Source organism: Rhizobium leguminosarum bv. viciae USDA 2370 (genome assembly GCF_002008365.1).
Taxonomy (GTDB): domain Bacteria; phylum Pseudomonadota; class Alphaproteobacteria; order Rhizobiales; family Rhizobiaceae; genus Rhizobium; species Rhizobium leguminosarum.
In genome coordinates this window covers 15,991-38,894 of sequence record NZ_MRDL01000015.1, presented here as the reverse complement: position 1 = coordinate 38,894, position 22,904 = coordinate 15,991, and the positions used below count along the sequence as shown (strand labels likewise).

At 61.7% G+C, this 22,904-nt stretch carries 25 protein-coding genes; 15 read left to right on the top strand and 10 right to left on the bottom strand.

What is annotated here, in order from left to right; genetic code table 11:
• The first annotated feature begins 94 nt into the window (after positions 1-94).
• Entirely contained in the window at positions 95-1,228 is a 1,134-nt protein-coding gene (locus BS629_RS06330) for a D-alanyl-D-alanine carboxypeptidase family protein (RefSeq protein WP_018243814.1), read from the top strand.
• An 18-nt stretch (positions 1,229-1,246) separates the two neighbouring features.
• The gene (locus tag BS629_RS06325) at positions 1,247-2,443 is read left to right on the top strand and encodes a CobW family GTP-binding protein (protein WP_018243813.1); all 1,197 of its coding nucleotides are present in this window, start codon (positions 1,247-1,249) and stop codon (positions 2,441-2,443) included.
• 99 nt (positions 2,444-2,542) lie between these two features.
• Here the strand turns inward: BS629_RS06325 and BS629_RS06320 are convergent, their stop codons facing one another.
• The 5 genes from BS629_RS06320 to BS629_RS38130 all read right to left on the bottom strand — a co-directional run bounded on the left by BS629_RS06320 (position 2,543) and on the right by BS629_RS38130 (position 6,348).
• The gene (locus BS629_RS06320; protein WP_018243812.1) at positions 2,543-2,767 is read right to left on the bottom strand and encodes a sulfurtransferase TusA family protein; all 225 of its coding nucleotides are present in this window, start codon (positions 2,765-2,767) and stop codon (positions 2,543-2,545) included.
• Positions 2,768-2,772: 5 nt separating this feature from the next.
• Positions 2,773-3,999, bottom strand: coding sequence for a L,D-transpeptidase family protein (locus tag BS629_RS06315; RefSeq protein WP_018243811.1), 1,227 nt, complete (start codon positions 3,997-3,999; stop codon positions 2,773-2,775).
• Between the two features lie 197 nt (positions 4,000-4,196).
• Positions 4,197-5,150, bottom strand: coding sequence for an acetyl-CoA carboxylase carboxyltransferase subunit alpha (locus BS629_RS06310; RefSeq protein WP_018243810.1), 954 nt, complete (start codon positions 5,148-5,150; stop codon positions 4,197-4,199).
• A gap of 62 nt (positions 5,151-5,212) precedes the next feature.
• Positions 5,213-6,166, bottom strand: a complete 954-nt coding sequence (xerD, locus tag BS629_RS06305) for a site-specific tyrosine recombinase XerD (RefSeq protein ID WP_018243809.1) — start codon at positions 6,164-6,166, stop codon at positions 5,213-5,215.
• Positions 6,167-6,171: 5 nt separating this feature from the next.
• A complete protein-coding gene (locus BS629_RS38130) occupies positions 6,172-6,348 on the bottom strand; it encodes a hypothetical protein (protein ID WP_012759201.1) in 177 nt (58 codons plus the stop codon).
• A 148-nt stretch (positions 6,349-6,496) separates the two neighbouring features.
• Between BS629_RS38130 and BS629_RS06300 the strand changes: the two genes are divergently transcribed.
• From BS629_RS06300 to BS629_RS06290, 3 genes are read left to right on the top strand one after another with little or no spacing between them, the layout of a single operon-like run.
• Positions 6,497-7,087: a shikimate kinase gene (locus BS629_RS06300; RefSeq protein WP_018243808.1), complete on the top strand. Its 591-nt coding sequence runs from the start codon at positions 6,497-6,499 to the stop codon at positions 7,085-7,087.
• Positions 7,084-8,214 (top strand): 3-dehydroquinate synthase, encoded by a 1,131-nt coding sequence (aroB, locus tag BS629_RS06295; RefSeq protein WP_018243807.1) that lies wholly within the window; start codon positions 7,084-7,086, stop codon positions 8,212-8,214. The genes BS629_RS06300 and aroB overlap by 4 nt, the downstream gene beginning before the upstream one ends.
• Entirely contained in the window at positions 8,214-9,524 is a 1,311-nt protein-coding gene (locus tag BS629_RS06290) for an HlyC/CorC family transporter (protein ID WP_018243806.1), read from the top strand. The genes aroB and BS629_RS06290 overlap by 1 nt, the downstream gene beginning before the upstream one ends.
• 101 nt (positions 9,525-9,625) lie before the next feature.
• Here the strand turns inward: BS629_RS06290 and BS629_RS06285 are convergent, their stop codons facing one another.
• Positions 9,626-9,910: a BolA family protein gene (locus tag BS629_RS06285; RefSeq protein WP_018243805.1), complete on the bottom strand. Its 285-nt coding sequence runs from the start codon at positions 9,908-9,910 to the stop codon at positions 9,626-9,628.
• A gap of 102 nt (positions 9,911-10,012) precedes the next feature.
• Between BS629_RS06285 and BS629_RS06280 the strand changes: the two genes are divergently transcribed.
• The 5 genes from BS629_RS06280 (at position 10,013) to BS629_RS06260 (ending at position 15,619) form a co-directional block, all read left to right on the top strand.
• Positions 10,013-10,630, top strand: coding sequence for a J domain-containing protein (locus tag BS629_RS06280; protein WP_018243804.1), 618 nt, complete (start codon positions 10,013-10,015; stop codon positions 10,628-10,630).
• A 310-nt stretch (positions 10,631-10,940) separates the two neighbouring features.
• A complete protein-coding gene (gene cobS / locus BS629_RS06275; protein ID WP_018243803.1) occupies positions 10,941-11,933 on the top strand; it encodes a cobaltochelatase subunit CobS in 993 nt (330 codons plus the stop codon).
• Between the two features lie 12 nt (positions 11,934-11,945).
• A complete protein-coding gene (gene cobT, locus BS629_RS06270) occupies positions 11,946-13,847 on the top strand; it encodes a cobaltochelatase subunit CobT (protein ID WP_018243802.1) in 1,902 nt (633 codons plus the stop codon).
• 24 nt (positions 13,848-13,871) lie between these two features.
• Positions 13,872-14,909, top strand: coding sequence for an esterase-like activity of phytase family protein (locus BS629_RS06265; protein WP_018243801.1), 1,038 nt, complete (start codon positions 13,872-13,874; stop codon positions 14,907-14,909).
• A gap of 143 nt (positions 14,910-15,052) precedes the next feature.
• Positions 15,053-15,619, top strand: coding sequence for an ATP-binding protein (locus BS629_RS06260; protein WP_018243800.1), 567 nt, complete (start codon positions 15,053-15,055; stop codon positions 15,617-15,619).
• A 6-nt stretch (positions 15,620-15,625) separates the two neighbouring features.
• On the opposite strand, the gene BS629_RS06255 is transcribed toward BS629_RS06260, so the two are convergent.
• Together BS629_RS06255 and rpmB are read right to left on the bottom strand one after the other, a co-directional pair.
• The gene (locus BS629_RS06255; RefSeq protein ID WP_018243799.1) at positions 15,626-16,261 is read right to left on the bottom strand and encodes a VUT family protein; all 636 of its coding nucleotides are present in this window, start codon (positions 16,259-16,261) and stop codon (positions 15,626-15,628) included.
• 112 nt (positions 16,262-16,373) lie between these two features.
• Positions 16,374-16,670, bottom strand: a complete 297-nt coding sequence (gene rpmB / locus BS629_RS06250; RefSeq protein WP_018243798.1) for a 50S ribosomal protein L28 — start codon at positions 16,668-16,670, stop codon at positions 16,374-16,376.
• A 243-nt stretch (positions 16,671-16,913) separates the two neighbouring features.
• Between rpmB and BS629_RS06245 the strand changes: the two genes are divergently transcribed.
• Positions 16,914-17,696, top strand: a complete 783-nt coding sequence (locus BS629_RS06245) for a DUF3108 domain-containing protein (RefSeq protein WP_018243797.1) — start codon at positions 16,914-16,916, stop codon at positions 17,694-17,696.
• Positions 17,697-17,726: 30 nt separating this feature from the next.
• Positions 17,727-18,617, top strand: a complete 891-nt coding sequence (gene yddG / locus BS629_RS06240) for an aromatic amino acid exporter YddG (protein ID WP_018243796.1) — start codon at positions 17,727-17,729, stop codon at positions 18,615-18,617.
• Between the two features lie 3 nt (positions 18,618-18,620).
• On the opposite strand, the gene BS629_RS06235 is transcribed toward yddG, so the two are convergent.
• Both BS629_RS06235 and gloB read right to left on the bottom strand, forming a co-directional pair.
• Positions 18,621-19,043, bottom strand: coding sequence for a cupin domain-containing protein (locus BS629_RS06235; RefSeq protein WP_018243795.1), 423 nt, complete (start codon positions 19,041-19,043; stop codon positions 18,621-18,623).
• Complete coding sequence (gene gloB, locus BS629_RS06230; protein ID WP_018243794.1) at positions 19,043-19,813, bottom strand: hydroxyacylglutathione hydrolase; 771 nt, start codon at positions 19,811-19,813, stop codon at positions 19,043-19,045. Before gloB ends, BS629_RS06235 begins: the two co-directional genes overlap by 1 nt.
• Positions 19,814-19,866: 53 nt before the next feature.
• Between gloB and BS629_RS06225 the strand changes: the two genes are divergently transcribed.
• From BS629_RS06225 to BS629_RS06215, 3 genes are all read left to right on the top strand, one after another.
• On the top strand, positions 19,867-20,658 hold the full coding sequence (locus BS629_RS06225) for a class I SAM-dependent methyltransferase (RefSeq protein WP_026188540.1): 792 nt from the start codon (positions 19,867-19,869) through the stop codon (positions 20,656-20,658).
• A gap of 225 nt (positions 20,659-20,883) precedes the next feature.
• On the top strand, positions 20,884-21,981 hold the full coding sequence (hisC, locus tag BS629_RS06220) for a histidinol-phosphate transaminase (RefSeq protein WP_018243793.1): 1,098 nt from the start codon (positions 20,884-20,886) through the stop codon (positions 21,979-21,981).
• Positions 21,978-22,901 carry a prephenate/arogenate dehydrogenase family protein gene (locus BS629_RS06215; protein ID WP_018243792.1) on the top strand — a complete coding sequence of 308 codons (924 nt, stop codon included), beginning with the start codon at positions 21,978-21,980 and terminating at the stop codon, positions 22,899-22,901. The genes hisC and BS629_RS06215 overlap by 4 nt, the downstream gene beginning before the upstream one ends.
• Positions 22,902-22,904: the final 3 nt, after the last annotated feature.

The window sequence follows — 22,904 nt, the reverse complement described above, 5'->3', positions numbered from 1 at the left end:
GAAATTACTTAGTCAATGACCTTTGCCATGTCATAGCCATATAGGCTAAATAGGGGAAGATTTCGAGATTTTCCTGATATCTGAAGGACGAACCGTGTCGACGCGCCACTTCCGTTTGTTTGCTGCCTTGCGGCCGCTTTCTTTCGTATCAGCGGCGACTGCCGTTTTTCTGGGCTCCGTTTCGCTTGCCCAGGCCAATCCGCATATTCTCGTCGACGTGCAGACCGGCCGCGTGCTCGAGCATGAAGAAGCCTTCCGCAAATGGTATCCGGCCTCGCTGACCAAGCTGATGACCGTCTATACCGTGTTCGATGCGATCCGCGCCGGACAGATCAGCCTCGATACGCCGATCGTCATGAGCAAGCGCGCCGCCGCGCAGCCGGCCGCCAAGATGTATTTCAAGCCGGGCCAGAAGCTGACGCTCGACAGCGCGCTGAAGATCCTGATGGTGAAATCGGCTAACGACATTGCGGTCGCGGTCGCCGAAGCCATCGGCGGCACGCAGGAAGGCTTCGTGACGCGGATGAACGGCGAGGCGCTGAAGCTCGGCATGACGGATTCGCATTTCGTCAATCCGAACGGCCTGCCCGGCAAGGGTCAGTATACAACGGCGCGTGACCTTGCGGTGCTGACGGTGGCGCTGCGCCGCGACTTTCCGCAATATGCCGGTTATTTCGCGCTGGAGGGCTTCACCACCGGCCAGCAGAACGTGCCGAGCCTCAACATGCTGATCGGCCGCTTCGCCGGCGCCGATGGCATGAAGACCGGCTTCATTTGCGCCTCGGGCTTCAACCAGATCGGGTCGGCGACGCGCAATGGCCGCACGCTGGTCTCCGTCGTGCTTGGCACCGACAGCCTTGCAGCGCGCGCCGATGCGACGGCGAACCTTTTGCAGAAGGGTTTCACCACCCAGCCTGCCAGCAACGACACATTGGGTTCGCTGAGACCCTACGGGTCGGGACAGGACCAGGTGACCGACATCAGCGCCGATATCTGCAGCGCCAAGGGCGCCAAGGTGCGCAGCGAAACGCGCGACGAGGTCGGCCGCATGAGGGTGCAGTCACCCTATATCCAGCCGATGGACCACGATCCGCAATTCGTCTTTGCCGGCCTCATTCCGGGCCAGGATCCGCAGCCGGCTGCGCAGCCGGAAAAAATGGCACGGGGCGATACCGCGGGAACGCTCGCCAACGTGCCGGTGCCGATGCCGCGCCCGACATCCTTTTAAGCTTTTAAGGTAGATGACATGAGCGCGCTCAACGACAGGATTCCGGTCACCATCCTGACCGGCTTTCTCGGCGCCGGCAAATCGACGCTGCTCAACCGCATCCTCAAAGACCCCGTGATGAAGGATGCGGCCGTTATCATCAACGAATTCGGCGATGTCGGCATCGACCATCTCCTGGTCGAAAGTTCCGGCGATTCGATCATCGAGCTGTCCGACGGCTGCCTTTGCTGCACCGTGCGCGGCGAGTTGGTGGATACGCTGGCGAACCTGATGGACGCGGTGCAGACGGGCCGCGTCAAGCCGGTCAAGCGCGTCGTCATCGAGACAACAGGGCTTGCCGATCCTTCGCCGGTCATGCAGGCGATCATGGGCAATCCCGTCATCGCCACGAATTTCGAGCTCGACGGCGTCGTTACCGTCGTGGACGCGGTGAATGGGCTGCAGACGCTCGATAATCACGAGGAAGCGCGCAAGCAGGCGGCGGTCGCCGACCGGCTGATCGTCTCGAAAAAGTCGATGGCCGAGGCGACGGACGGGCTGGAAAAGCGCCTGCGGGCGCTCAATCCGCGTGCCGTGATGATGGATGCCGACAGCACTGATGCGGGCAGTGCCGCAGTACTGGTCAACGGGCTCTACGATCCGGCGACGAAGATTGCCGATGTTGGCCGCTGGCTGCAGGACGAGGATGCACACGAGGCGCATCACAATCACGACCACGGTCGTGATGGACATCACAATCACGATGATAATCGTGATGGCGATCATGGCCATGATCATGCTGGTCACCACCACCATCATCACGCTCATGCGGATCAGGATCCGCATGACGTCAATCGTCACGATGCCTCGATCCGTTCTTTCTCGATCATTGAGAAGAAGCCGATCGATCCGATGGCGCTCGAGATGTTCATCGATCTCCTGCGTTCGGCCCATGGCGAGAAGCTGTTGAGGATGAAGGCGATCGTGTCGGTCTCCGACCGGCCGGATCGGCCGCTGGTGCTGCATGGGGTGCAGAGCATCTTCCATCCGCCGGTGCGGCTTCCCGCCTGGCCGGGGGAAGACCGGCGCACACGCATGGTGCTGATCACCAGGGATCTGCCGGAAGCCTTCGTGAAGGATCTCTTCGACGCCTTCCTCGGCAAGCCGCGCATCGATATGCCGGATCGTGCGGCGCTCTCCGACAATCCGCTCGCCATTCCCGGCCTCAGAATTTAGAGCAGGTCGCGCAAAAGTGTGCAGCGGTTTTGCGATAACGACATGCGTAAAACAAAGAGCTAAAGCGCGGGAAGCGAATCTGAAAGATCGCGACGCGCTTTAGCGCTTGCGGATCAGGAAGCGGTGGCCGTTTTCGGTCTTTTCCGTTTCGACCAGTTCGTGGCCGTCCTCATTGCAGAAATGCGGCATGTCGATCACAGCAAGCGGATCGGTGGTGTCGACGCGAATGAGCGTGCCGCTCGCCATTGCGGCAAGCTTCTTGCGTGTCTTGATCACCGGGAAGGGGCATTTCAGGCCGCGAAGGTCGTAGAGAACGGGGGTCAAGCCGTTCAGTTCCGCGCCCAGAATTTCCAGAACGGCTTCTTTGCCGCGGCCTCTGCCGTTTCCTGCGGTTCGGGAGCCGTGTAGGCGAGCGGGTTCTGCATCGGCACCGGCACGACCGCAGGCGTCGCGGCAGCGACGGCCATTGGCTGCGGCTGGGCAGGTGCTGCAGGCGTGGCGCCAGGCGCGCTTTTGGCGGCGAGGCCCTGCGCGGTGCGTTTGGCCATCAGGTCTTCGAGTTCGGCGACCTTCACCATGCGGCCGGCTTCCAGCGAGGTGCCGGTCGGGGCGTAAGCAAGTTCGCGGCCCTTGCGCGTCTTGGCGACCACGGCCTTGCGCTCGGCTTCGGTGGGATCGTACCAGGCCATGCCGTCAAATTTGCTCATCGCCTTGGCATAATCGGCATCGTAGGTCTTGCCGTAGGAGGCGAGAGCTGCGGTCAGCGCCGGCGGCGTCGACATAGCAGGGCACTTGCCGGCGGCATTGAAGGCGCCGCCGTCGGTTGCCTGCTGATTGAAGACGTATTTCTTCTCGCAGACGTTCACCTCGGGCGGGCGCTTCGTCACTTCGAAATTGTCGTAGCCGACCTTCAGCATCTTCCAGAAGTCGTAACTGCTGTCGAGGCGATGCTTCACCATGTTTTCCGCCGTCATGCGGAAGGGGAAAGCCTGCAGCTGCACCGTCGCCTGGCCGCCCTTGAAAGCGTCGCGGGCGAAGGCGTAGATCTCCAGCACCTGCTGGTCGGTCATCGAATAGCAGCCGGAGGAGGAGCAGGCGCCATGGATCATCAGATCGGAACCGGTGCGGCCGTTCGCCGCGTCGTAGCGGTTCGGGAAGCCGGTGTTGATCGCCAGATAATATTTGGAATTGGGGTTCAGGTTGGCGCGCGTCAGGTCGTAGAAACCTTCCGGCGCCTGCCGGTCGCCGGTCTTTACCTTCGGGCCCAGACGGCCGGACCAGGCGCAGATCTTGTAATCGGCGATCTTGTCAAAACGGTTGTCGGTCTTCGCCTTCCAGATCTCCATGGCACCTTCTTCCTTGAAGATGCGGATCATGATCGGCGAATTGCGGTCCATGCCCTTGGCGGACATCTGAGCGAGGATGTGGCCGGGAAGCGGCTGCTCGACCTTGTTCTTGACCTTGGAAAGATCGACCTGCGCGGTTTCCAACGCGTCATTGCAGCCGGACAGAGCCAGCGCCATGAGGGAAATATAGGCAAAATGACGTATGCGCATCCAAACTAGCCCATAAAGATAGTGCCACCCGGTCCGCCTATGGAGTCCGGGCATCAGAAGGAATCATAGGCGGCTTATACTTTATAAACCCTTACCAGCCTATGACTTTGCCACGAACGTCCCCGCAAGCGCGAGTGTTACAGATAACATCAATGTGGCCAAGATTTGGCCCCAATCGGCGAAGAGCCGAATGTCTGTTAGAGATTGCGGCCCATTGCGAGGAATTTCTGCCGACGCTCGTTGCGCAGCTGCTCGCCGGAACGGGACGCCATTTCGGCCAGGGCATTGGCGATCGTATCGCCGGTCGCGGCAATGACGCTGTCGGGATCGCGATGCGCGCCGCCGAGTGGCTCGGAAATGATGCCGTCGATGATGCCGAGCGATTTCAGGTCTTCAGCGGTGATTTTCATGTTGGTCGCCGCTTCCCGGGCGCGGGTGGAATCGCGCCAGAGGATGGAGGCTGCCCCTTCGGGCGAGATGACGCTATAGATCGAATGCTCGAGCATATAGACCTTGTTGCCGGTGGCGATGGCGATGGCGCCGCCCGAGCCGCCTTCGCCGATGACGACGGAAACGAGGGGAACCTTGACACCGAGACACATTTCCGTCGAGCGGGCGATTGCCTCGGCCTGGCCGCGCTCTTCGGCGCCGACGCCGGGATAGGCGCCTGCCGTATCCACCAGCGAAATCACCGGCAGACCAAAACGATCGGCCATTTCAAGAATGCGGATCGCCTTTCGGTAGCCTTCCGGGCGGGGGCTGCCGAAATTGTGCTTGATGCGGCTCTTGGTGTCGTTGCCTTTTTCCTGGCCGATGACGGCGACGGGCTGACCGCGGAAGCGGGCAAGGCCCGCCTGGATCGCGGCATCCTCGGAAAATTTTCGGTCGCCGGCGAGCGGCGTGAATTCCTGGAACAGCGTCTTGGCGTAATCGACGAAATGCGGGCGCTGCGGATGGCGGGCGACCTGCGTCTTCTGCCAGGGATTGAGCTTGGAGTAAATTTCGACGATCGCCTCACGGACGCGAACCTCCAGCCGGCCGATCTCATCGGTGGTGTCGATGCTCTCGTCTTCCGTTGCGAGCTTCTTCAGCTCGATGATCTTGCCTTCGAGGTCGGAGATCGGCTTTTCGAAGTCGAGATAATTGTGCATGAGGTGCGTTTCCGTTCCTTGTGCCCGGGGCGTTTTCCTGGCTCCGCCCCATGTCGCCGGTCCTATTCGTGCTTTTTCGCCTGTTTGGCAAGGGGGTGATGCGTCTGGACAAGCTGCTGCAGCCTCTCTTCGAGGACATGTGTGTAGATCTGCGTGGTCGAAATGTCCGAATGGCCGAGGAGTTCCTGTACGACGCGCAGATCGGCGCCGTTGGCCAGCAGGTGGCTGGCAAAGGCGTGGCGCATGACATGCGGCGAGATCAGCGACGGCGTCAGGCCGGCGCGGATCGCCAGGTTCTTGAGGTCGCGGGCAAAAACCTGGCGCGGCAGATATCCCTCCTTCGAGGCGGAGGGAAACAGCCAGGCGCTTTCCGGCGGTTCCTTCATTGCTGCATTTTCGGTCGCCAGCAGGCGCCCGTAGGATTTGAGGGCTGATATCGCCGATTGCGACAGCGGCACCAGCCGTTCCTTGTTGCCCTTGCCGCGGATCATCAGGAAACGGCCTTCCTGATCGAGCACGCGGGCAGGAAGCGAAACGAGTTCGCTGACACGCATTCCGGTGGCATAGAGCAGCTCCAGCAGTGCCAGCATGCGCAGGCGGTGCAACTGGCCCGGAGCCGCATCCTCCGCCTCGACCTCTGCCTGCGAAAGTAACCTGCCGACCTCCTCGACACCCATCGTCTTCGGCAGCGGACGGCCTTTCTTCGGCGCATCGAGAATGCCTGTAGGGTCGTCGGTCCTTAGGCCCTCGGCGTAGAGGAACTTGTAGAACTGCCGCATGGCCGCAAGCCGGCGCGCCTGCGAGGAGGGTTTGAAGCCCTTTCCGGCGAGTGAGGAGAGATAGGCGGCAAGATCGGCGGAGGCGGCTTCGGTAAGCCGTATGCTGCGCTCCTTCAGGAAGGATCTGACATCGTCGAGATCGCGTTCATAGGATTGCAGCGTGTTGGCGGCAGCACCCCGCTCGGCGCTCATCATCTCCAGGAAGGATTCCACATGGACGCGACCGAGATCCACCATGCCGGTCACTTCCTGGTCGTGTCGATCGCACCCGTGGCGGGCGGATTGACCCGTTCGGACGGAATGCGGATCGTCACGTCGCGCTGCTGCGGCTCCACGAAGGTCACAAGCGCCAGCATCGCTCCGTAGACCGTCCCGGCGAGGATCGCGCAGACGAACAGGAAACGGAACAGGGTCGGCATTCAGCAACTCCTTCATGCTCTGCTTCTGTTATAAGAAGCCTATCTGCAAGTGCAAGAAGCGGTATTCAAGCCATGATTCCCTTGTCCGCGACTTGACGCTCCACCTGCATTTGTCGATACCGTTTGCAAACAAAGTGTGAATGGACCGATGAGTGAACAACTGCTGACCGTTGCTGACAGCTTGAGAGACAGAGCTCGCGCCGCGCTCGGTTCACGCAATCTGATCCTTGTCGGCCTGATGGGCGCCGGCAAATCCTCCGTCGGCCGCATCGTCGCCAGCCAGCTCGCCATTCCCTTCATCGACAGCGATCTGGAGATCGAGCGGGTGTCGCGCATGACGATCGCCGAGCTTTTCGCCGCCTATGGCGAGCAAGAGTTCCGGGCGTTGGAAGCGCGGGTGGTGAAGCGGCTGCTAAAGAGCGGGCCGCGTGTCGTCTCCACCGGCGGCGGCGCCTTCATCAACGACCGGACGCGCAAGCATATCAAGAAGGGCGGCCTTTCCGTCTGGCTGAAGGCCGATCTCGACGTGTTGTGGGAGCGAGTCAACAAACGCGACACGCGGCCGCTGCTGAAGACCGAAAATCCGAAGCAGACGCTCGAGGGCCTGATGAATGCGCGCTATCCGATCTATGCGCAGGCCGATATCACCGTGCTTTCGCGCGACGTGCGCAAGGAAATCATGGCCGACGAGGTCTTAAAGGCCGTGATCGAAGCTCAGAAGGAAAGTGCAGCGTCATGAATGCGATAACCTCCGCCTCCGCCATCCGAACGGTGCATGTGCCGCTCGGCGAGCGCGCCTACGACATCCTGATCGGGCCGGGGTTGATTGCGCGAGCCGGCGCCGAGATCGCCACCCGGCTCAAGGGCCGCAAGGCGGCTGTTGTCACCGACGAAAATGTCGCGCCGCTCTATCTCAAGGCCCTCGTCGCAAGTCTGGGTGAAGCGGGTATCGCCTCGGCAGAGGTCGTCCTGCCGGCCGGTGAGAAGACCAAGAGCTTCGAACATCTGATCACAGCCTGCGACAAGGTGCTCGAAGCCCGCGTCGAGCGTAACGATTACGTCATCGCGCTCGGCGGCGGCGTCATCGGCGATCTTTCGGGATTTGCGGCCGGCATCGTCCGCCGCGGCGTGCGCTTCGTCCAGGTGCCGACTTCGCTGTTGTCGCAGGTCGACTCCTCCGTCGGCGGCAAGACCGGCATCAATTCCCGCCATGGCAAGAATCTGATCGGTGTCTTCCATCAGCCGGACCTGGTTCTGGCCGATACAGATGTGCTGAATTCGCTGAGCGCGCGCGAATTCCGCGCAGGTTACGCCGAGGTCGCGAAATACGGGCTGATCGACAAGCCGGATTTCTTCGCCTGGCTGGAAGCGAACTGGAAGGCGGTTTTTACCGGCGGCTCCGCGCGCATCGAGGCGATTGCCGCGAGCTGCCAGGCGAAGGCCGATGTCGTCGTTGCCGACGAGCGCGAGAACGGTCAGCGGGCGCTGCTCAATCTCGGCCATACTTTCGGGCATGCGCTGGAAGCGGCGACCGCCTATGACAGCTCCCGCCTCGTGCATGGCGAGGGCGTTTCGATCGGCATGGTGCTGGCGCATGAATTCTCCGCACGGATGAACCTTGCAAGCCCCGACGATGCCCGGCGCGTCGAGCGGCATCTGAAGGAGGTCGGCCTTCCGACCCGCATGTCCGATATTCCAGGCGACTTGCCGCCGGCCGAAACGCTGATGGACGCGATCGCCCAGGACAAGAAGGTCAAGAGCGGCAAGCTCACCTTCATCCTGACACGCGGCATCGGTCAGTCCTTCGTCGCCGACGATGTTCCGGCGTCCGAAGCGATCAGCTTTCTCCGGGAAAAACACGCCTGATGTCGATCGAAGGCGCTCTGGCATTTCTCGAGACATACTGGCCGGAGATCCTTTCGATCACGGCGCTCGTGCTCATGTCCGCCTTCTTTTCCGGCTCCGAGACCGCGCTGACCGCCGTTTCGCGCAGCCGTATCCATACACTCGAAGTCAACGGCGACGAACGCGCCGGCCTCGTCCGGCAGTTGATCGAGCGGCGCGACCGGCTGATCGGCGCGCTGCTGATCGGCAACAATCTCGCCAACATCCTGTCCTCCTCGATCGCCACCAGCCTCTTTCTGGGGCTGTTCGGCAGTTCCGGCGTGGCGCTGGCGACACTCGCGATGACCGTCATCCTGGTTATCTTCGCGGAAGTGCTGCCGAAGAGCTGGGCGATTTCGGCGCCTGAGCGCTTCGCACTCGCCATCGCGCTGCCTGCCAAGCTCTTCGTCACCGTCGTCGGGCCGATTTCCTCCTTCGTCAATGCGATTGTGCGGCAGATTCTTTCGCTGTTCGGCATCAATCTGTCACGAGAGACATCGATGCTGACGGCGCATGAGGAACTGCGCGGCGCCGTCGACCTGCTGCACCGCGAGGGATCGGTGGTGAAGGCTGACCGCGACCGCCTCGGCGGCGTGCTCGATCTCAGCGAACTCGAACTGTCCGACATCATGGTCCACCGCACCGCGATGCGGGCGATCAACGCCGATGATCCGCCGGAAGCGGTGGTGCGCGTCATCCTCGAAAGTCCCTATACGCGCATGCCGTTGTGGCGTGGCACGATCGACAACATCATCGGTGTCGTTCATGCCAAGGATCTGCTGCGGGCACTTGCCGAGCCGAACATGGAGCCGCAGAACCTCGATATCGTGAAGATCGCGCAGAAGCCGTGGTTCGTGCCCGACAGCACCAACCTCGAGGACCAGCTCAACGCCTTCCTGCGCCGCAAGCAGCATTTCGCCGTCGTCGTCGATGAATATGGCGAAGTGCAGGGCATCGTCACGCTGGAGGATATTCTCGAGGAAATCGTCGGTGACATTTCCGACGAGCACGATATCGAGATACAGGGCGTACGTCAGGAGGCCGATGGTTCCGTCGTCGTCGACGGCGGCGTGCCGATCCGCGATCTGAACCGCGCGCTCGACTGGAGCCTGCCCGACGAGGAGGCGACGACGATTGCGGGCCTCGTCATCCATGAATCGATGACCATCCCCGAAGAGCGCCAAGCCTTCACCTTCTACGGCAAGCGTTTTATCGTCATGAAACGGGAGAAGAACCGCATCACCAAGCTGCGCATCCGTCCTGCCGGGGAAGACGGCGCAAAGTCATCCTGACCCCAACAATTCAAATTGTTACAGCGTGTTTTGCGCGTCTGAAAAGACGCGCGGCGCTGTAGGATTGCGGGCCGCCAATGCCTATATAGGCTTTGGTGCCGCTACCAGCGGGTCGGTTCGCCGGGTGCTGCCGGTTCGACGGCCAGCGCATGCAGGCCGGCATCGAGCTCCGGTTTCAACAGGTCGGTGATTGCCCGGTGGCGCGCCAGCCGCGACATGCCGGCGAATTTTCCGGAAACGATCCTCACCCGCATATGGGTTTCGCCGGTGCCGGTGATATCAGGCTGGTGGCCGGCATGCAGATGGCTTTCGTCGATGACGCTTACGCGTTCGGGCGCGAAGGCTTCGACAAGTTTTTCTTCGATGCGGGTTCGCAGGGTCATCATCCGGTCTTGCTGGTTCGCGAAAAGGGTACCTACCAAGCCAGCAACATTCCCGTTTGTCAATTCTTGTTGTCGCTTCGCGACAGCCCCATAATTAGCGCCGTCATGAGACTTGATTCCAAATATTTCGATCGCATCCGAACACGCCGCAAACGCGAGCAGGAGACAGAGCAGGCGCCGCCTACCTGTCAGTGGGACGGCTGCGACAAGAAGGGGGCGCATCGCGCTCCCGTCGGCCGCAATGCGGAAGGCCAGTTCTTTTTGTTCTGCTTCGAGCACGTCAAGGAATACAACAAGGGCTACAATTATTTCTCCGGTCTTTCGGACGGCGAGATCGCGCGATACCAGAAAGAGGCGATCACCGGCCACCGGCCGACATGGACGGTCGGCGTCAACAAGGCGGCGAAGGACAGTCCGCTGCATTCGGAGGTGCGCTCCGGTGCCTATACGCGTGTTCGCGATCCCTTCGGCTTCGTCAAGGAAGGCGGCAAGGGCAGCGGGCCGCGTTTCCCCCAGGCGCGCAAGCTGAAATCGCTGGAAACCAAGGCCTTCGAAACGATGGGGCTCGACGCCAATGCGACATCGGCGGAGATCAAGAGCCGCTACAAGGAGCTGGTGAAGAAACACCATCCGGATGCCAATGGCGGCGACCGCGGCTCGGAGGAGCGTTTCCGCGCCGTCATCCAGGCCTATCAATTGTTGAAGCAGAACGGTTTTTGTTAATTCCCGTCCTTGCTCTTGGGCTTCAATCGGGTATGGTCCAAATCGGCTGAGGCCGCAGGCAAACGCGGCTCATATTTGTGCGTTTTCCCGACATCGCCTCCGCCGACCTTCCGGACGCGGCGTTTCTTGTCCGGGACTCTTTCAAGAATGCTCGCACGCGGTCATTATCCCGCCGAGGTTTCGTTTCAGTCCCGGAGAAGCATCGCCGACGTTCCGACCTGGACGGGCGCGGAATAAAAAACGCGGCGTCACGGTTGCGACATGGCCTGAGACAGTATGGCCGGGTGGCATCACCCGCCTTGGAGACATGATGAGCAAGATCGACCTTGATATATCCGAACTGCCCGATACCACCGTTTCGGTCCGCGAGACCTTCGGCATCGATTCCGATATCCGCGTTCCTGCCTACAGCAAGGGCGACGCCTATGTGCCGGACCTCGATACCGACTACCTGTTCGACCGCGACACGACGCTCGCCATTCTCGCCGGCTTCGCCCATAACCGCCGCGTGATGATCTCCGGCTATCACGGCACGGGCAAGTCCTCGCATATCGAGCAGGTGGCGGCGCGGCTCAACTGGCCTTGCGTGCGCATCAACCTCGACAGCCATGTCAGCCGTATCGATCTCGTCGGCAAGGATGCAATCGTCGTCAAGGACGGGCTGCAGATCACCGAGTTCAAGGATGGCATCCTGCCCTGGGCCTACCAGCACAATGTGGCGCTCGTTTTCGACGAATATGATGCCGGCCGCCCCGATGTGATGTTCGTCATCCAGCGCGTGCTCGAATCCTCCGGACGCCTGACGCTGCTCGACCAGAGCCGCGTCATTCGGCCGCACCCGGCCTTCCGTCTGTTTGCGACTGCGAACACGATCGGCCTCGGCGACACGACCGGCCTCTATCACGGCACGCAGCAGATCAACCAGGCGCAGATGGACCGCTGGTCGATCGTCACCACGCTGAACTACCTGCCGCATGATCACGAAGTGAATATCGTCGCCGCCAAGGTGAAGAGCTTCGGCAGTGACAAGAACGGCCGCGAGACGGTTTCGAAGATGGTGCGCGTCGCCGACTTGACGCGCGCGGCCTTCATGAACGGTGATCTGTCCACAGTCATGAGCCCGCGCACGGTCATCACCTGGGCCGAAAACGCCGAGATCTTCGGCGATCTTGCCTTCGCCTTCCGCGTCACCTTCCTCAACAAGTGCGACGAGCTGGAACGCCCGTTGGTCGCCGAGCACTATCAGCGCGCCTTCGGCGTCGAGCTGAAGGAAAGTGCCGCCAACATCGTTCTCGGGGCTTGAGACCGACCGATCATGGCAGCTCGCGGTGACAATTCGAAAGCAAAACCCGGCGCGCCTGTCGACGTCGAGCCATTGCGCCGGGCGATAACCGGCTGCGTGCGCTCGATCGCCGGCGACGGCGATGTCGAGGTGACCTTCGCCAATGAACGGCCGGGGATGACCGGCGAGCGCATTCGGCTGCCGGAACTTTCCAAGCGGCCGACGGCGCATGAGCTGGCGGTCACCCGCGGGCTCGGCGATTCGATGGCGCTGCGCCTTGCCTGCCATGACGAGAAGGTGCATGCGACGATGGCGCCGCAGGGCTCGGACGCCCGGGCGATCTTCGATGTGGTCGAGCAGGCGCGCGTCGAATCGATCGGCGCGCTGCGCATGGAGGGCATGGCGTCGAACCTGCGCTCCATGACGGAAGAGAAATACTCCAAGGCGAATTTCACCGGCATCGAGCGCCAGGAAGACGCACCGGTCGGCGAAGCCGTCGCGATGATGGTGCGCGAGAAGCTGACCGGCCAGCGCCCGCCCGGCTCCGCCGGCAAGGTGCTGGACCTCTGGCGTGACTTTATCGAGGACAAGGCAGGGCCTGAACTCGACAACCTGTCGAGCGCGATCAACGACCAGCAAGCCTTTGCCAAGGTCATCCGCAACATGCTGTCGGCCATGGAAATGGCCGAGGAATACGGCGACGACGACAGCGATGCCGACAATGACGATCAGTCGGAGCAGGAAGACCAGTCGAGCGGCGACGAGCAGGACCAGGACGAGGTCGACGAGGATGCCGGCACGGATGCCGCCCCTGTCGAGGACAGCGAGGTCGCCGACGAGCAGATGGAGGACGGCGAGACCGAAGGCGCCGAAATCTCCGACGACGACATGATGGAAGAAGGCGAGGACGATTCGGAAACGCCGGGCGAGACCCGCCGTCCAAACACGCCTTTCGCCGATTTCAACGAAAAGGTCGACTATCACGTCTTTACCGAAGAGTTCGACGAGATCATCACCGCCGAGGAACTCTGCGACGCCGCCGAGCTGGAGCGCCTGCGCGCCTTTCTCGACAAGCAGCTGGCGCATCTCCAGGGCGCGGTCGGCCGTCTCGCCAACCGGCTGCAGCGCCGCCTGATGGCGCAGCAGAACCGCTCCTGGGATTTCGACCTGGAAGAGGGTTATCTCGATCCGGCCCGGCTGCAGCGCATCATCATCGATCCGATGCAGGCGCTTTCCTTCAAGATGGAGCGCGACACCCAGTTCCGCGATACCGTCGTCACCCTGCTCATCGACAATTCCGGCTCGATGCGTGGCCGGCCGATCACGGTTGCCGCCACCTGCGCCGACATTCTCGCCCGTACGTTGGAGCGCTGCGGCGTCAAGGTCGAGATCCTGGGCTTTACGACCAAAGCCTGGAAGGGCGGGCAGGCGCGTGAAAACTGGCTTGCCGGCGGCAAGCCGCAGACGCCGGGCCGCCTCAACGACCTGCGCCACATCATCTACAAGTCGGCCGACGCGCCGTGGCGGCGCGCGCGCGCCAATCTCGGGCTGATGATGCGCGAGGGCCTACTCAAGGAGAATATCGACGGCGAGGCGCTGATCTGGGCGCATAATCGCCTGCTCGCGCGCCGTGAGCAGCGCCGCATCCTGATGATGATCTCGGACGGGGCGCCGGTCGACGATTCGACGCTGTCGGTCAATCCGGGCAATTATCTGGAGCGGCACCTGCGTGCCGTCATCGAACAGATCGAGACGCGCTCGCCTGTCGAGTTGCTGGCGATCGGCATCGGTCACGACGTGACGCGCTATTATCGCCGCGCCGTGACGATCGTCGATGCGGATGAGCTTGCCGGTGCGATGACCGAGCAGCTTGCTTCGCTGTTCGAAGACCAATCCGTCCAGCCGCGCGGCGGCCGGCTACGCCGTGCCGGCTGACGCCGCTCAAAGGAAATGCCTGGCATGACGCTCAAGCGCCTCTGCCATACGGCGTCGATTGTTCTTTGTATCGCGTCAGGCGCTTTCCCGTCGTGGGCCGGCGACGACGTGCCGGTCATTAGCCGACAAATCTCCGATTTCAGGATCGGCTCTTCGGAGACGAAATTCGGATCGCTGGAATTTGTCGGCGGTCTGGAGATGGTCTCCAGCAGAGCGTTGTTCGGCTCGCTCTCCTCCATTCGTTTCCGGCAGGACCAAAAACATTTCGTCGTCGTGCTCGATACCGGCCAGTGGCTGACCGGCAGCATCGAACGTGACGTCAAGGGCAGGCTTTCCGGTCTTTCGGATGTCGAGATCACGCCGATGAAGAACAGCGCCGGGCGCAGCTTCGAGGGCAAGGGGCATATGGATGCCGAGGGCCTGGCGCTCGACGGCGACCGGATCCTGGTTTCCTTCGAGCAGGATCATCGCGTCGATGTCTATCCCGATCCCGGCTTTGCCGATTCGGGCGCGATCGCCACTTTGCCGATCCTCATCCCGCGGAAGATGCTGAGCGACAATCGCGGCATCGAGACCATCACCGTGGCGCCGGCATCGAGCCCGCTTAGGGGCGGCGTGGTCATCGTCTCCGAACGTGGTCTCGACAAAGACGGCAACCGGTTGGCGGCCATTCTCAGCGGGCCGCTGAAAGGGCGTTTCGCGGTTAAGCGGGACGGCAGCTTCGACATCACTGACGGCGCCTTCCTGCCGAACGGCGACCTGCTGCTGCTGGAGCGTCGCTTCAACATGGCCGAAGGCATCGGCATGCGTCTTCGGCGCATCCGGGGCGCCGCTATCAGGCCTGGCGCCGTCGTTGAGGGCGAATTGCTGCTGGAAGGCAATTTCAACTCGCAGATCGACAATATGGAAGGGCTCGATGCTTTCCAGACTGCGGACGGCACGACTCATATCATTCTGGTCTCGGACGACAATCATTCGATCCTGCAGCGCAATCTGATGCTGGAATTCCGGCTTTCGGAAGAGGCCGCGTGGGCAGCGCCGAGTTCCCAGAAGCGGAATTGATCCAAGCCATCGGCCCGAAAATCGGAATCGATTTTCGGAAAGCACGATGCCTAGATTCACGTCAGACCGATGTCCTATGCCTCGGCTATCCCGCCGCAATCGGCCGGCTGCCGTATCGGGAAGCAGTCTTTGGAGGGAGATTCATGGTGCATATCCACGTCCTGGGCGCGTCCGGTTCCGGCACGACATCGCTTGGCCGCGCGCTTGCCGAAAGGCTCGATATCGCCCATCTCGACACCGACGATTTCTTCTGGATGCCGACCGATCCGCCGTTCACGACGCCGAGGAATGCCGACGAGCGCATCCGGCTGCTGCTCGAGGAAGCGGCGCGGCACGACGGCTGGGTCCTCTCCGGATCGGCGCTGAAATGGGGAAGGCCGATTGAGCCGCTCTGCGATCTGATCGTGTTCCTCAGGATAGACCCCGAGCTTAGAATGGCGCGCATTCTTGCGCGGGAGCTTGCCCGCTACGGCAGCAGAATCGGGCCCGGCGGCGACATGGCCGCAAAAAGCGGGGAATTCCTGGAATGGGCGGCCAGCTATGACACGGCCGGTACCGAGCGCCGCAGCCTTGCGGCACATGAACAATGGCTGGAAACACAGACAGCGCCGGTGCTGCGGCTCGATTCATCGCTTGGTATCGACGATCTGGCGGCGGAGGTGCTGCTGCATCCTGCCATCGCCGCCGGTGCAGTCCGGCGGCGTCCGTAATCTAAATCAGCTGGCGCGAGCGGCCTGCATCGGCCGCAGCACGTTCATCAGCGCACCATAGGGCAGCAGCATGACGAGGCCGACGATCATCTTTACGGCGAAATCGCCGATCGCCCAGGAAATCCAGCGTGGTGCCTCCGTGGCGAAGACGCCGAGGATAGGGGCTGCTTCCAGCGCGAAGGGATCGTTCGGGCCGAGGAGGACGAAAAACGCAGCGAAGGACAACGAGAAGAACATCACCGTATCGAGCGCCGAGCCGATCAGCGAGCCGACCAGCGGGGCGCGCCACCAGGCCTGGCGGCGGAGGCGGTTGAAGACGGCGATATCGAGCAGCTGGCCGGCGAGATAGGCCGAGCCGGAAGCGATGGCGATGCGCGGCACCGAGGTGAAGAAGGACAGCGTTACGCCGACGACGAAGCCGGCAAACACGACCTTGCGGGCTGCCTGCGGGCCGAACTGGCGGTTGGTCAGATCGGTGATCAGGAAGGCGATCGGATAGGAGAAGGCGCCCCAGGTCAGGATGTCGGCAAGGTTGATGCCGGCGACTTCGGCGTTCAGCGGAAACTGGACGAGGAAGTTGGAGGCGACGACGACGAGCGTCATCAGCGCGACATAGGCGATGGTATAGCGGTTCTTCAGCATTTTTTTATCCTGGGTGATGCCACCAGTTGGAGGAGCAAACCGGCAAAGCAAAAGGCTTGTCCGGTATTATCCGTTCAAGCCTTTTGAAGCCGTATGAAAGAAGGGCAGAAGCTTACGCAGCAGCGGCTTCGGCGGTCTTCTTGGCGATCTGACGGCGCAGCAGGCGCGCGCGCATCGACAATTCGTTCTCGCTGGCCTTCAGCAGGAAGGCATCGAGGCCGCCACGATGCTCGACGGAACGAAGAGCGGCAGCCGAAACGCGAAGACGATAACGCTGGTTGAGAGCGTCGGAAATCAGCGTTACCTGGCACAGGTTCGGCAGGAACCGGCGCTTGGTCTTGTTGTTGGCATGGCTGACATTGTTACCAGTCAGGACGGCCTTGCCGGTCAATTCGCACACGCGGGACATGGAACACCTATTCTTGTTTTTCTCGGGCCATCGAATTGCCATTCCCGGCAAAGCCAGGCGCGCAATCCAACGGGCATGATTGGAAAGTTGCGGTTCTATAGTCAGACAGGCCGCGCGCGTCAAGCCAAACCTTGGCCTTTCCCGCAATTCTGTCAAAAAGCTGCTGTTTTCTTCCCTTCACGGCAGGAGTATAGAGCGCTCAGCAATGGCCTGCCAGCGCGCAGCAAGACAAGGCTTTTTTCCATGGCTCATTCGGGCAGACGGATTTTCATTTCGGCCATCGCCGCACTTCTTGCCATACCGGCATCTGCGGCCGAAATCCAGCATCGGACGGAATACCGTGTGGCGCTCGCCGGCCTGCCGATCGCGCGCGCGGCGTTCCTGACGCAGATCGAGGACGATCACAGCTACACGATCGCCGGCGACATCAATTCCTCCGGTCTTGCCGATCTCATCACGACGATTTCGGCGAAGACCAGCGTCACCGGGGTCGTGCGCAATGACAGGCTGCAGGCGCTGAAGTACTCACTCTACTACAAGAGCGGCAAGAGGAAGGCCCGCGTCTACGAGGTCAGCTACCGCAACGGCAACATCATCTCGGCGACGACGACACCGATGCCGAAGCGTCCGAAGAACTGGATCGACGTCACGCCACGCGACATGCGCTCGGTGCTCGATCCGATCTCCGGTCTGGTCTTCACCGGCGATACCAAGGTCTGCTCGCAGACGCTGCCGATCTTCGACGGCGAGACACGCATGGATCTGGTGCTGTCGCCGAAGGGCGACGAGGATTTTTCCACCAATGGCTTCAAGGGCAAGGCTGTTGTCTGCGGCGTGCGCTTCGTGCCGCGCTCGGGCTACAAGAAGGGCCGCAAGGACATCGACTATCTCAGCAAGAGCGACCGCATGGAAATCTGGTTTGCCAAGTCGGACGCGGCAAATGTATACGCTCCTGTCTATGTGCGCATTCCAACCGAATATGGAATGGTGACGATCACTGCCGTCAAATACGGCAGCAACAGCTGACGGGGCTTCTGTCTCCGTGAAGGGGGACAGGTGAAGCTTCGCGCGACGTTGATCGGTTTTACGGCCATCCTGATGTGGTCGTTCCTGGCGCTGTTGACGGCTGCCTCCGGCAAGATGCCGCCGTTCCAACTTTCAACCATCTGCTTTGCGATCGGCAGCATTCCCGGCCTCGTCGTGCTTATCCTCAACCCCGCGCGGCTGGCGCTGCTGAAGCAGCCGGCCAAGGTCTGGGTGACAGGTATTCCAGGGCTTTTCGGGTATCATTTCCTCTACTTCACTGCGCTCCGGAACGCTCCGGCGGTGGAGGCGGGGCTGGTCGCCTATCTCTGGCCGCTGTTGATCGTCGTCGGTTCGGCGCTGCTGCCGGGCGAACGGCTGCGCTGGTATCACCTGGCGGGTGCGCTTGCCGGGCTTTGCGGCACCTTCCTGATCGTCGGCCGCAACGGTATCGATTTCGACGGCGCCTATGCCGTCGGTTACGGCGCGGCCTTTCTCAGCGCTTTCACGTGGTCCGGCTATTCGCTGCTGACGCGCCGTTTCGACGCCGTCTCCACGGATGTCGTCACCGGCTTCTGCCTTGCGACCTCCATGCTGTCGTTCTTCTGCCATCTCGGCCTGGAGACGACCGTCTGGCCGGCAACGAGTTTCGAATGGGTCGCCATCGCCGGGCTCGGGCTCTTTCCGGTCGGTGCTGCCTTCTACGCTTGGGATTACGGCGTCAAGAACGGCGATATCCAGATCCTCGGCGCGGCAAGTTACGCAGCACCGCTGCTTTCGACGCTTATTCTGGTGCTGTTTGGATTTGCCGAGCCGAGCTGGCGCATTGCCTTGGCTTGCCTGCTCGTGACCGGCGGGGCGGTGCTGGCTGCCCAGGAGATGTTTCGCCGTAAAATTCCGGCGCAGTCCGCGGCCGCGGAATAGGCTTCAGCTGCCGGGCTTCCAATCGGGCGGCGCCATCTCGAAGCTTGAAAATTCGAAGCCGGGCGAGACGGTGCAGCCGACCAGGGTGAAATCGCCGAGAGTTTCGGCCGATTGCCACCAATTGGCGGGAATGATCGCCTGCGGCCGCTCGCCGGCAGGAAGATTCGTTCCGAGCGTCAGGGTCTCGCTTGCCGTTCCGTCTTCCGAGCGGTGCAGCGAGAGCGGCGCGCCGGCGTAATAATGCCAGACCTCGGCCGCATCGTGGACGCGATGCCAGTGCGAACGCTGTCCCCTGGTCAGCATATAATAGATCGCCGTCGAGCGGCCGCGTTCTCCGCCCGCCGTATCTCGGAATGTCTGCACGTACCAGCCACCTTCGGGATGCGGCTGCATGCCGAGTTCGCGGATGATGTCCTCGGGCGACATCAGAAATTGTCCTTGCGCTTGCGGATCTCGGCAAAGACTTCCTCGTTCGTCTTGCCTTCCATCAGCAGATTGCGGCGGATCGCCGGGTCGGCGGCGCGCAAGAACGGGTTGGTTTCCTTTTCCAGCCCCAATGTCGTCGGGATGGTGAATTTGCCGTCGGCGCGCAAGGCTTCGATCTCGGCGGCGCGGCTCTTGAGGCGCTCATTGTCGGGATCAACAGTCAACGCGAAACGGGCATTGGACAATGTGTATTCATGGCCGAAATAGACGGCGGTTTCATCGGGCAGAACGGCGAGCTTCTGCAGAGAATGCCACATGTCGGCAGCCGGGCGTTCGAACAGCCGGCCGCAGCCGAGCGCAAACAGCGTGTCGGCGGCAAACAGCAGCTTATCGTCGACAAAGTGATAGCAGATGTGGCCGGCGGTGTGGCCGGGCGTCTCGATGACGTTGACCGTGTGATCGCCGAAATGAAAGCTGTCGCCATCGGCCATCGTCCGATCGAGGCCGGGAATGGCGATAGCCTCGTTGATCGGGCCGATGATCTCGCAGCCGAATTGCTCCTTCAACGCCAGATTGGCGGTGACATGATCGGTGTGATGATGAGTGGTGAAGATATGGGTGATTTTCCAGCCGCGACGTGTCGCCGCTTCCAGGATCGGCGCCTCCTCCGGCGCATCGATCGCCGCGGTAAAACCTGTCTCCGGATCGTGCACGAGAACGCCGAAATTGTCGGTGCGGCAGAGAAAAACGTCTAATTCCAAAGGTTTCATCGTTCAATAATCCCTTATCCCAGGAGTCTCGCGGAAATGTAGAGGTTCCGGCCTTGAAGTCCAACCGCCCGCTGATAACATTTGTCGCAATGCACGCCGATATCGTCGACCTACGCCAATTCTATCACTCCGAGCTTGGACGTCTTGCCGAGCAGTCGATCGCCATGGCGCTGTCATCGCTCTGGGTGCGGCTGCCGCAGGAGCGTCTGGTCGGCATCGGTTATGCGGTGCCCTTCCTCGACCGTTTCCAGGCCGATACCGAGCGCACCTTCGCTTTCATGCCGGCCGGGCAGGGCGCGGTGAACTGGCCGATGGGCTCGCTCTCGACGACGGCGCTGATTTTCGACGAGGAACTGCCGCTGCCGGATTCTTCAATCGACCGGGTGTTGATGGTGCATTCGCTGGAATTCGCCGAAAGCCCGCGCGAGACGCTGAAGGAGCTCTGGCGGGTGCTGGCGCCGGGCGGACGGCTGGTCATCGTCGTGCCGAACCGGCGCGGCGTCTGGGCGCGCATGGAGCATACGCCCTTCGGTTCGGGCCGGCCCTATTCCCGCGGTCAGTTAACAAATCTGCTGCGCGAGACGAACTTCACCCCGGGCGCAACGGCTGAAGCGCTGTTCTTCCCGCCCTCGAAGCTCAGGACCATCCTGCGCCTTCGCCGCGCCTTCGAGCGGATCGGCCGAACACTGTGGCCGGCCTTCTCGGGCGTCATCATCGTCGAAGCGCAGAAGCGGCTCTATCAGGGGCTGCCGGTTGCGGCGCGGGCCTCCCGCCGCGTCTTCGTGCCGGTGCTCGCACCGCATGGCGTGCCGACCACACGCACTACAGCGCCGCGCGTCTTCTGAGACGCGCAAAGGACGCTGTAGCACCTTGAATTGCTGCATAATTTTATCCTTAAATCGATTCCGATTTTAAGGAATTATGCAGTAGATGACGTCGCTCCCGGCGGTCTCCAACTGCTTGTGTCACGCCCATACCTCTCGACAACAATCGCATTCCGCTTTAATGCCACTTGGTGTTTTTCAGCCCGGATTTCCGGCAATTCCAAGGTCGAACCCATGAGCGTTGAGATGAGCAAGCCCGTTCCGCGTCCCGGTATTCTCGATATCGCAGCCTATGTGCCGGGCAAGGAACATGCGCCGGGCGTTGCCCGCGTCTACAAGCTTTCGTCCAACGAAACGCCGCTCGGCGCCAGCCCGAAGGCAATCGAGGCCTTCAAGACGGTTGCCGACAATCTGGGGCGTTATCCTGACGGGCAGGCGATCGAACTGCGCGAGGCGATCGCCGCCGTGCACGGTCTCAATCCGGCAAACATCCTCTGCGGCAACGGTTCCGACGAGCTGCTCGGCCTGCTCTGCCATGTCTACCTCGGTGCTGGCGACGAGGGCATCATCACCGAGCACGGTTTCCTCGTCTACAAGATCCAGATCCTGGGCGCGGGCGCCACGCCTGTCGTCGTCAAGGAGAAGGACTATACCGTCGATGTCGATGCGATCCTTGCCGCGGTGACCGAGAAGACGAAAATCGTCTTCATCGCCAATCCCGGCAATCCCACAGGCACCTATGTTTCCGTCAGCGAGATCCGCCGCCTGCAGGCCGGACTGCCGAAACATGTCGTCCTCGTGCTCGATGCCGCCTATGCCGAATATGTGCGCCGCAACGATTATGAAGCCGGCATCGAGGTCGTATCCTCCAATGCCAACGTGGTGATGACCCGCACCTTCTCGAAGGCCTATGGTCTCGCGGCGCTGCGCGTCGGCTGGATGTATGCGCCCGTTGAGATCGTCGATGCGTTGAACCGTGTGCGTGCGCCGTTCAACTTGAACGCGCCGGCAATTGCCGCCGCTGCCGCTGCCATCCGCGACCAGGCCTTCATCCAGCAGGCCGTCTCCTTCAACCAGATGTGGGTGGAGACGCTGACCCAGGCGCTCGAAGCGATCGGGCTGAAGGTGACGCCGTCTGTCGCCAATTTCGTCCTCATCCATTTCCCCGAGATCGACGGCAAGCGGGCCGCGGATGCCGACGATTTGCTGACGAGCCGCGGCTACATCCTGCGCGCCGTGCGCGGCTATGGCTTCGCCAATGCGCTGCGCATGAGTATCGGTCCTGAGGAGGCCAACCGCGGCGTGATTGCCGCGCTCACCGAATTCATGGGACATCAGGCATGAGCGTGCAGTTCGATCGGATTGCGCTGATCGGCATCGGCCTGATCGGCTCTTCGCTTGCCTACGACATCAGACGGCTTGGTCTTGCAAGGGAGATCGTTGTCGCCACACGCAGCCCCGATACGCTGAAGCGCGCGGAAGAACTCGGCCTTGGCGACCGCTACACGACGTCTTCGCAGGATGCCGTCAAGGATGCCGATCTGGTGATCGTCTCGGTGCCGGTCGGCGCCTCGGAAAGTGTGGCGAAGGAGATCTCGGGAAGCCTGAAGCCCGGGGCTGTTGTCACCGATGTCGGCTCCACCAAGGCTTCTGTCATTGCGCAGATGCTGCCGCATATGCCTGATAATGTGCATTTCATCCCCGGCCATCCGCTGGCCGGCACCGAAAAATCCGGCCCGGATGCCGGCTTTCCCGGCCTCTTCGAAGGCCGCTGGTGCATCTTCACGCCGGTCGCCGGCACCGACGAGACGGCGCTGAAGCGGTTGCGCAGCTTCTGGGAAGCGCTGGGCTCGAAGGTCGACGAGATGGATGCGGAGCATCACGACAAGGTGCTCGCCATCGTCTCGCACCTGCCGCATATCATCGCCTACAATATCGTCGGCACAGCCGACGATCTGGAGACGGTGACGGAGTCTGAGGTCATCAAATATTCCGCCTCTGGCTTTCGTGACTTCACTCGCCTCGCTGCCTCCGACCCGACCATGTGGCGCGACGTCTGCCTGCACAACCGCGATGCGATCCTCGAAATGCTGGCGCGCTTCTCGGAGGATCTCGCCTATCTGCAGCGCGCCATCCGCTGGGGCGAGGGCGACAAGATCTTCGAACTCTTCACCCGCACGCGCGCCATCCGCCGTTCGATCGTCCAGGCCGGCCAGGATGTCGACGCGCCTGATTTCGGTCGTCATGCGCTGGACAAGAAGTAGCCG

Bases quoted from the DNA above. Each gene is read 5' to 3' on its own strand.
- cobS (WP_018243803.1), top strand. From the start codon at position 10,941: ATGAGCAAGATCGACCTTGATATATCCGAACTGCCCGATACCACCGTT.
- BS629_RS06215 (WP_018243792.1), top strand. From the start codon at position 21,978: ATGAGCGTGCAGTTCGATCGGATTGCGCTGATCGGCATCGGCCTGATC.
- gloB (WP_018243794.1), bottom strand. From the start codon at position 19,813: ATGAAACCTTTGGAATTAGACGTTTTTCTCTGCCGCACCGACAATTTC.
- BS629_RS06310 (WP_018243810.1), bottom strand. From the start codon at position 5,150: ATGCACAATTATCTCGACTTCGAAAAGCCGATCTCCGACCTCGAAGGC.
- BS629_RS06255 (WP_018243799.1), bottom strand. From the start codon at position 16,261: ATGCTGAAGAACCGCTATACCATCGCCTATGTCGCGCTGATGACGCTC.
- xerD (WP_018243809.1), bottom strand. From the start codon at position 6,166: ATGGTGGATCTCGGTCGCGTCCATGTGGAATCCTTCCTGGAGATGATG.
- BS629_RS06260 (WP_018243800.1), top strand. From the start codon at position 15,053: ATGGTGCATATCCACGTCCTGGGCGCGTCCGGTTCCGGCACGACATCG.
- BS629_RS06245 (WP_018243797.1), top strand. From the start codon at position 16,914: ATGGCTCATTCGGGCAGACGGATTTTCATTTCGGCCATCGCCGCACTT.
- BS629_RS06265 (WP_018243801.1), top strand. From the start codon at position 13,872: ATGACGCTCAAGCGCCTCTGCCATACGGCGTCGATTGTTCTTTGTATC.
- BS629_RS06285 (WP_018243805.1), bottom strand. From the start codon at position 9,910: ATGATGACCCTGCGAACCCGCATCGAAGAAAAACTTGTCGAAGCCTTC.
- BS629_RS06280 (WP_018243804.1), top strand. From the start codon at position 10,013: ATGAGACTTGATTCCAAATATTTCGATCGCATCCGAACACGCCGCAAA.
- aroB (WP_018243807.1), top strand. From the start codon at position 7,084: ATGAATGCGATAACCTCCGCCTCCGCCATCCGAACGGTGCATGTGCCG.
- hisC (WP_018243793.1), top strand. From the start codon at position 20,884: ATGAGCAAGCCCGTTCCGCGTCCCGGTATTCTCGATATCGCAGCCTAT.
- cobT (WP_018243802.1), top strand. From the start codon at position 11,946: ATGGCAGCTCGCGGTGACAATTCGAAAGCAAAACCCGGCGCGCCTGTC.
- BS629_RS06325 (WP_018243813.1), top strand. From the start codon at position 1,247: ATGAGCGCGCTCAACGACAGGATTCCGGTCACCATCCTGACCGGCTTT.
- BS629_RS06315 (WP_018243811.1), bottom strand. From the start codon at position 3,999: ATGCGCATACGTCATTTTGCCTATATTTCCCTCATGGCGCTGGCTCTG.
- rpmB (WP_018243798.1), bottom strand. From the start codon at position 16,670: ATGTCCCGCGTGTGCGAATTGACCGGCAAGGCCGTCCTGACTGGTAAC.
- BS629_RS06235 (WP_018243795.1), bottom strand. From the start codon at position 19,043: ATGTCGCCCGAGGACATCATCCGCGAACTCGGCATGCAGCCGCATCCC.
- BS629_RS06300 (WP_018243808.1), top strand. From the start codon at position 6,497: ATGAGTGAACAACTGCTGACCGTTGCTGACAGCTTGAGAGACAGAGCT.
- BS629_RS06290 (WP_018243806.1), top strand. From the start codon at position 8,214: ATGTCGATCGAAGGCGCTCTGGCATTTCTCGAGACATACTGGCCGGAG.
- BS629_RS38130 (WP_012759201.1), bottom strand. From the start codon at position 6,348: ATGCCGACCCTGTTCCGTTTCCTGTTCGTCTGCGCGATCCTCGCCGGG.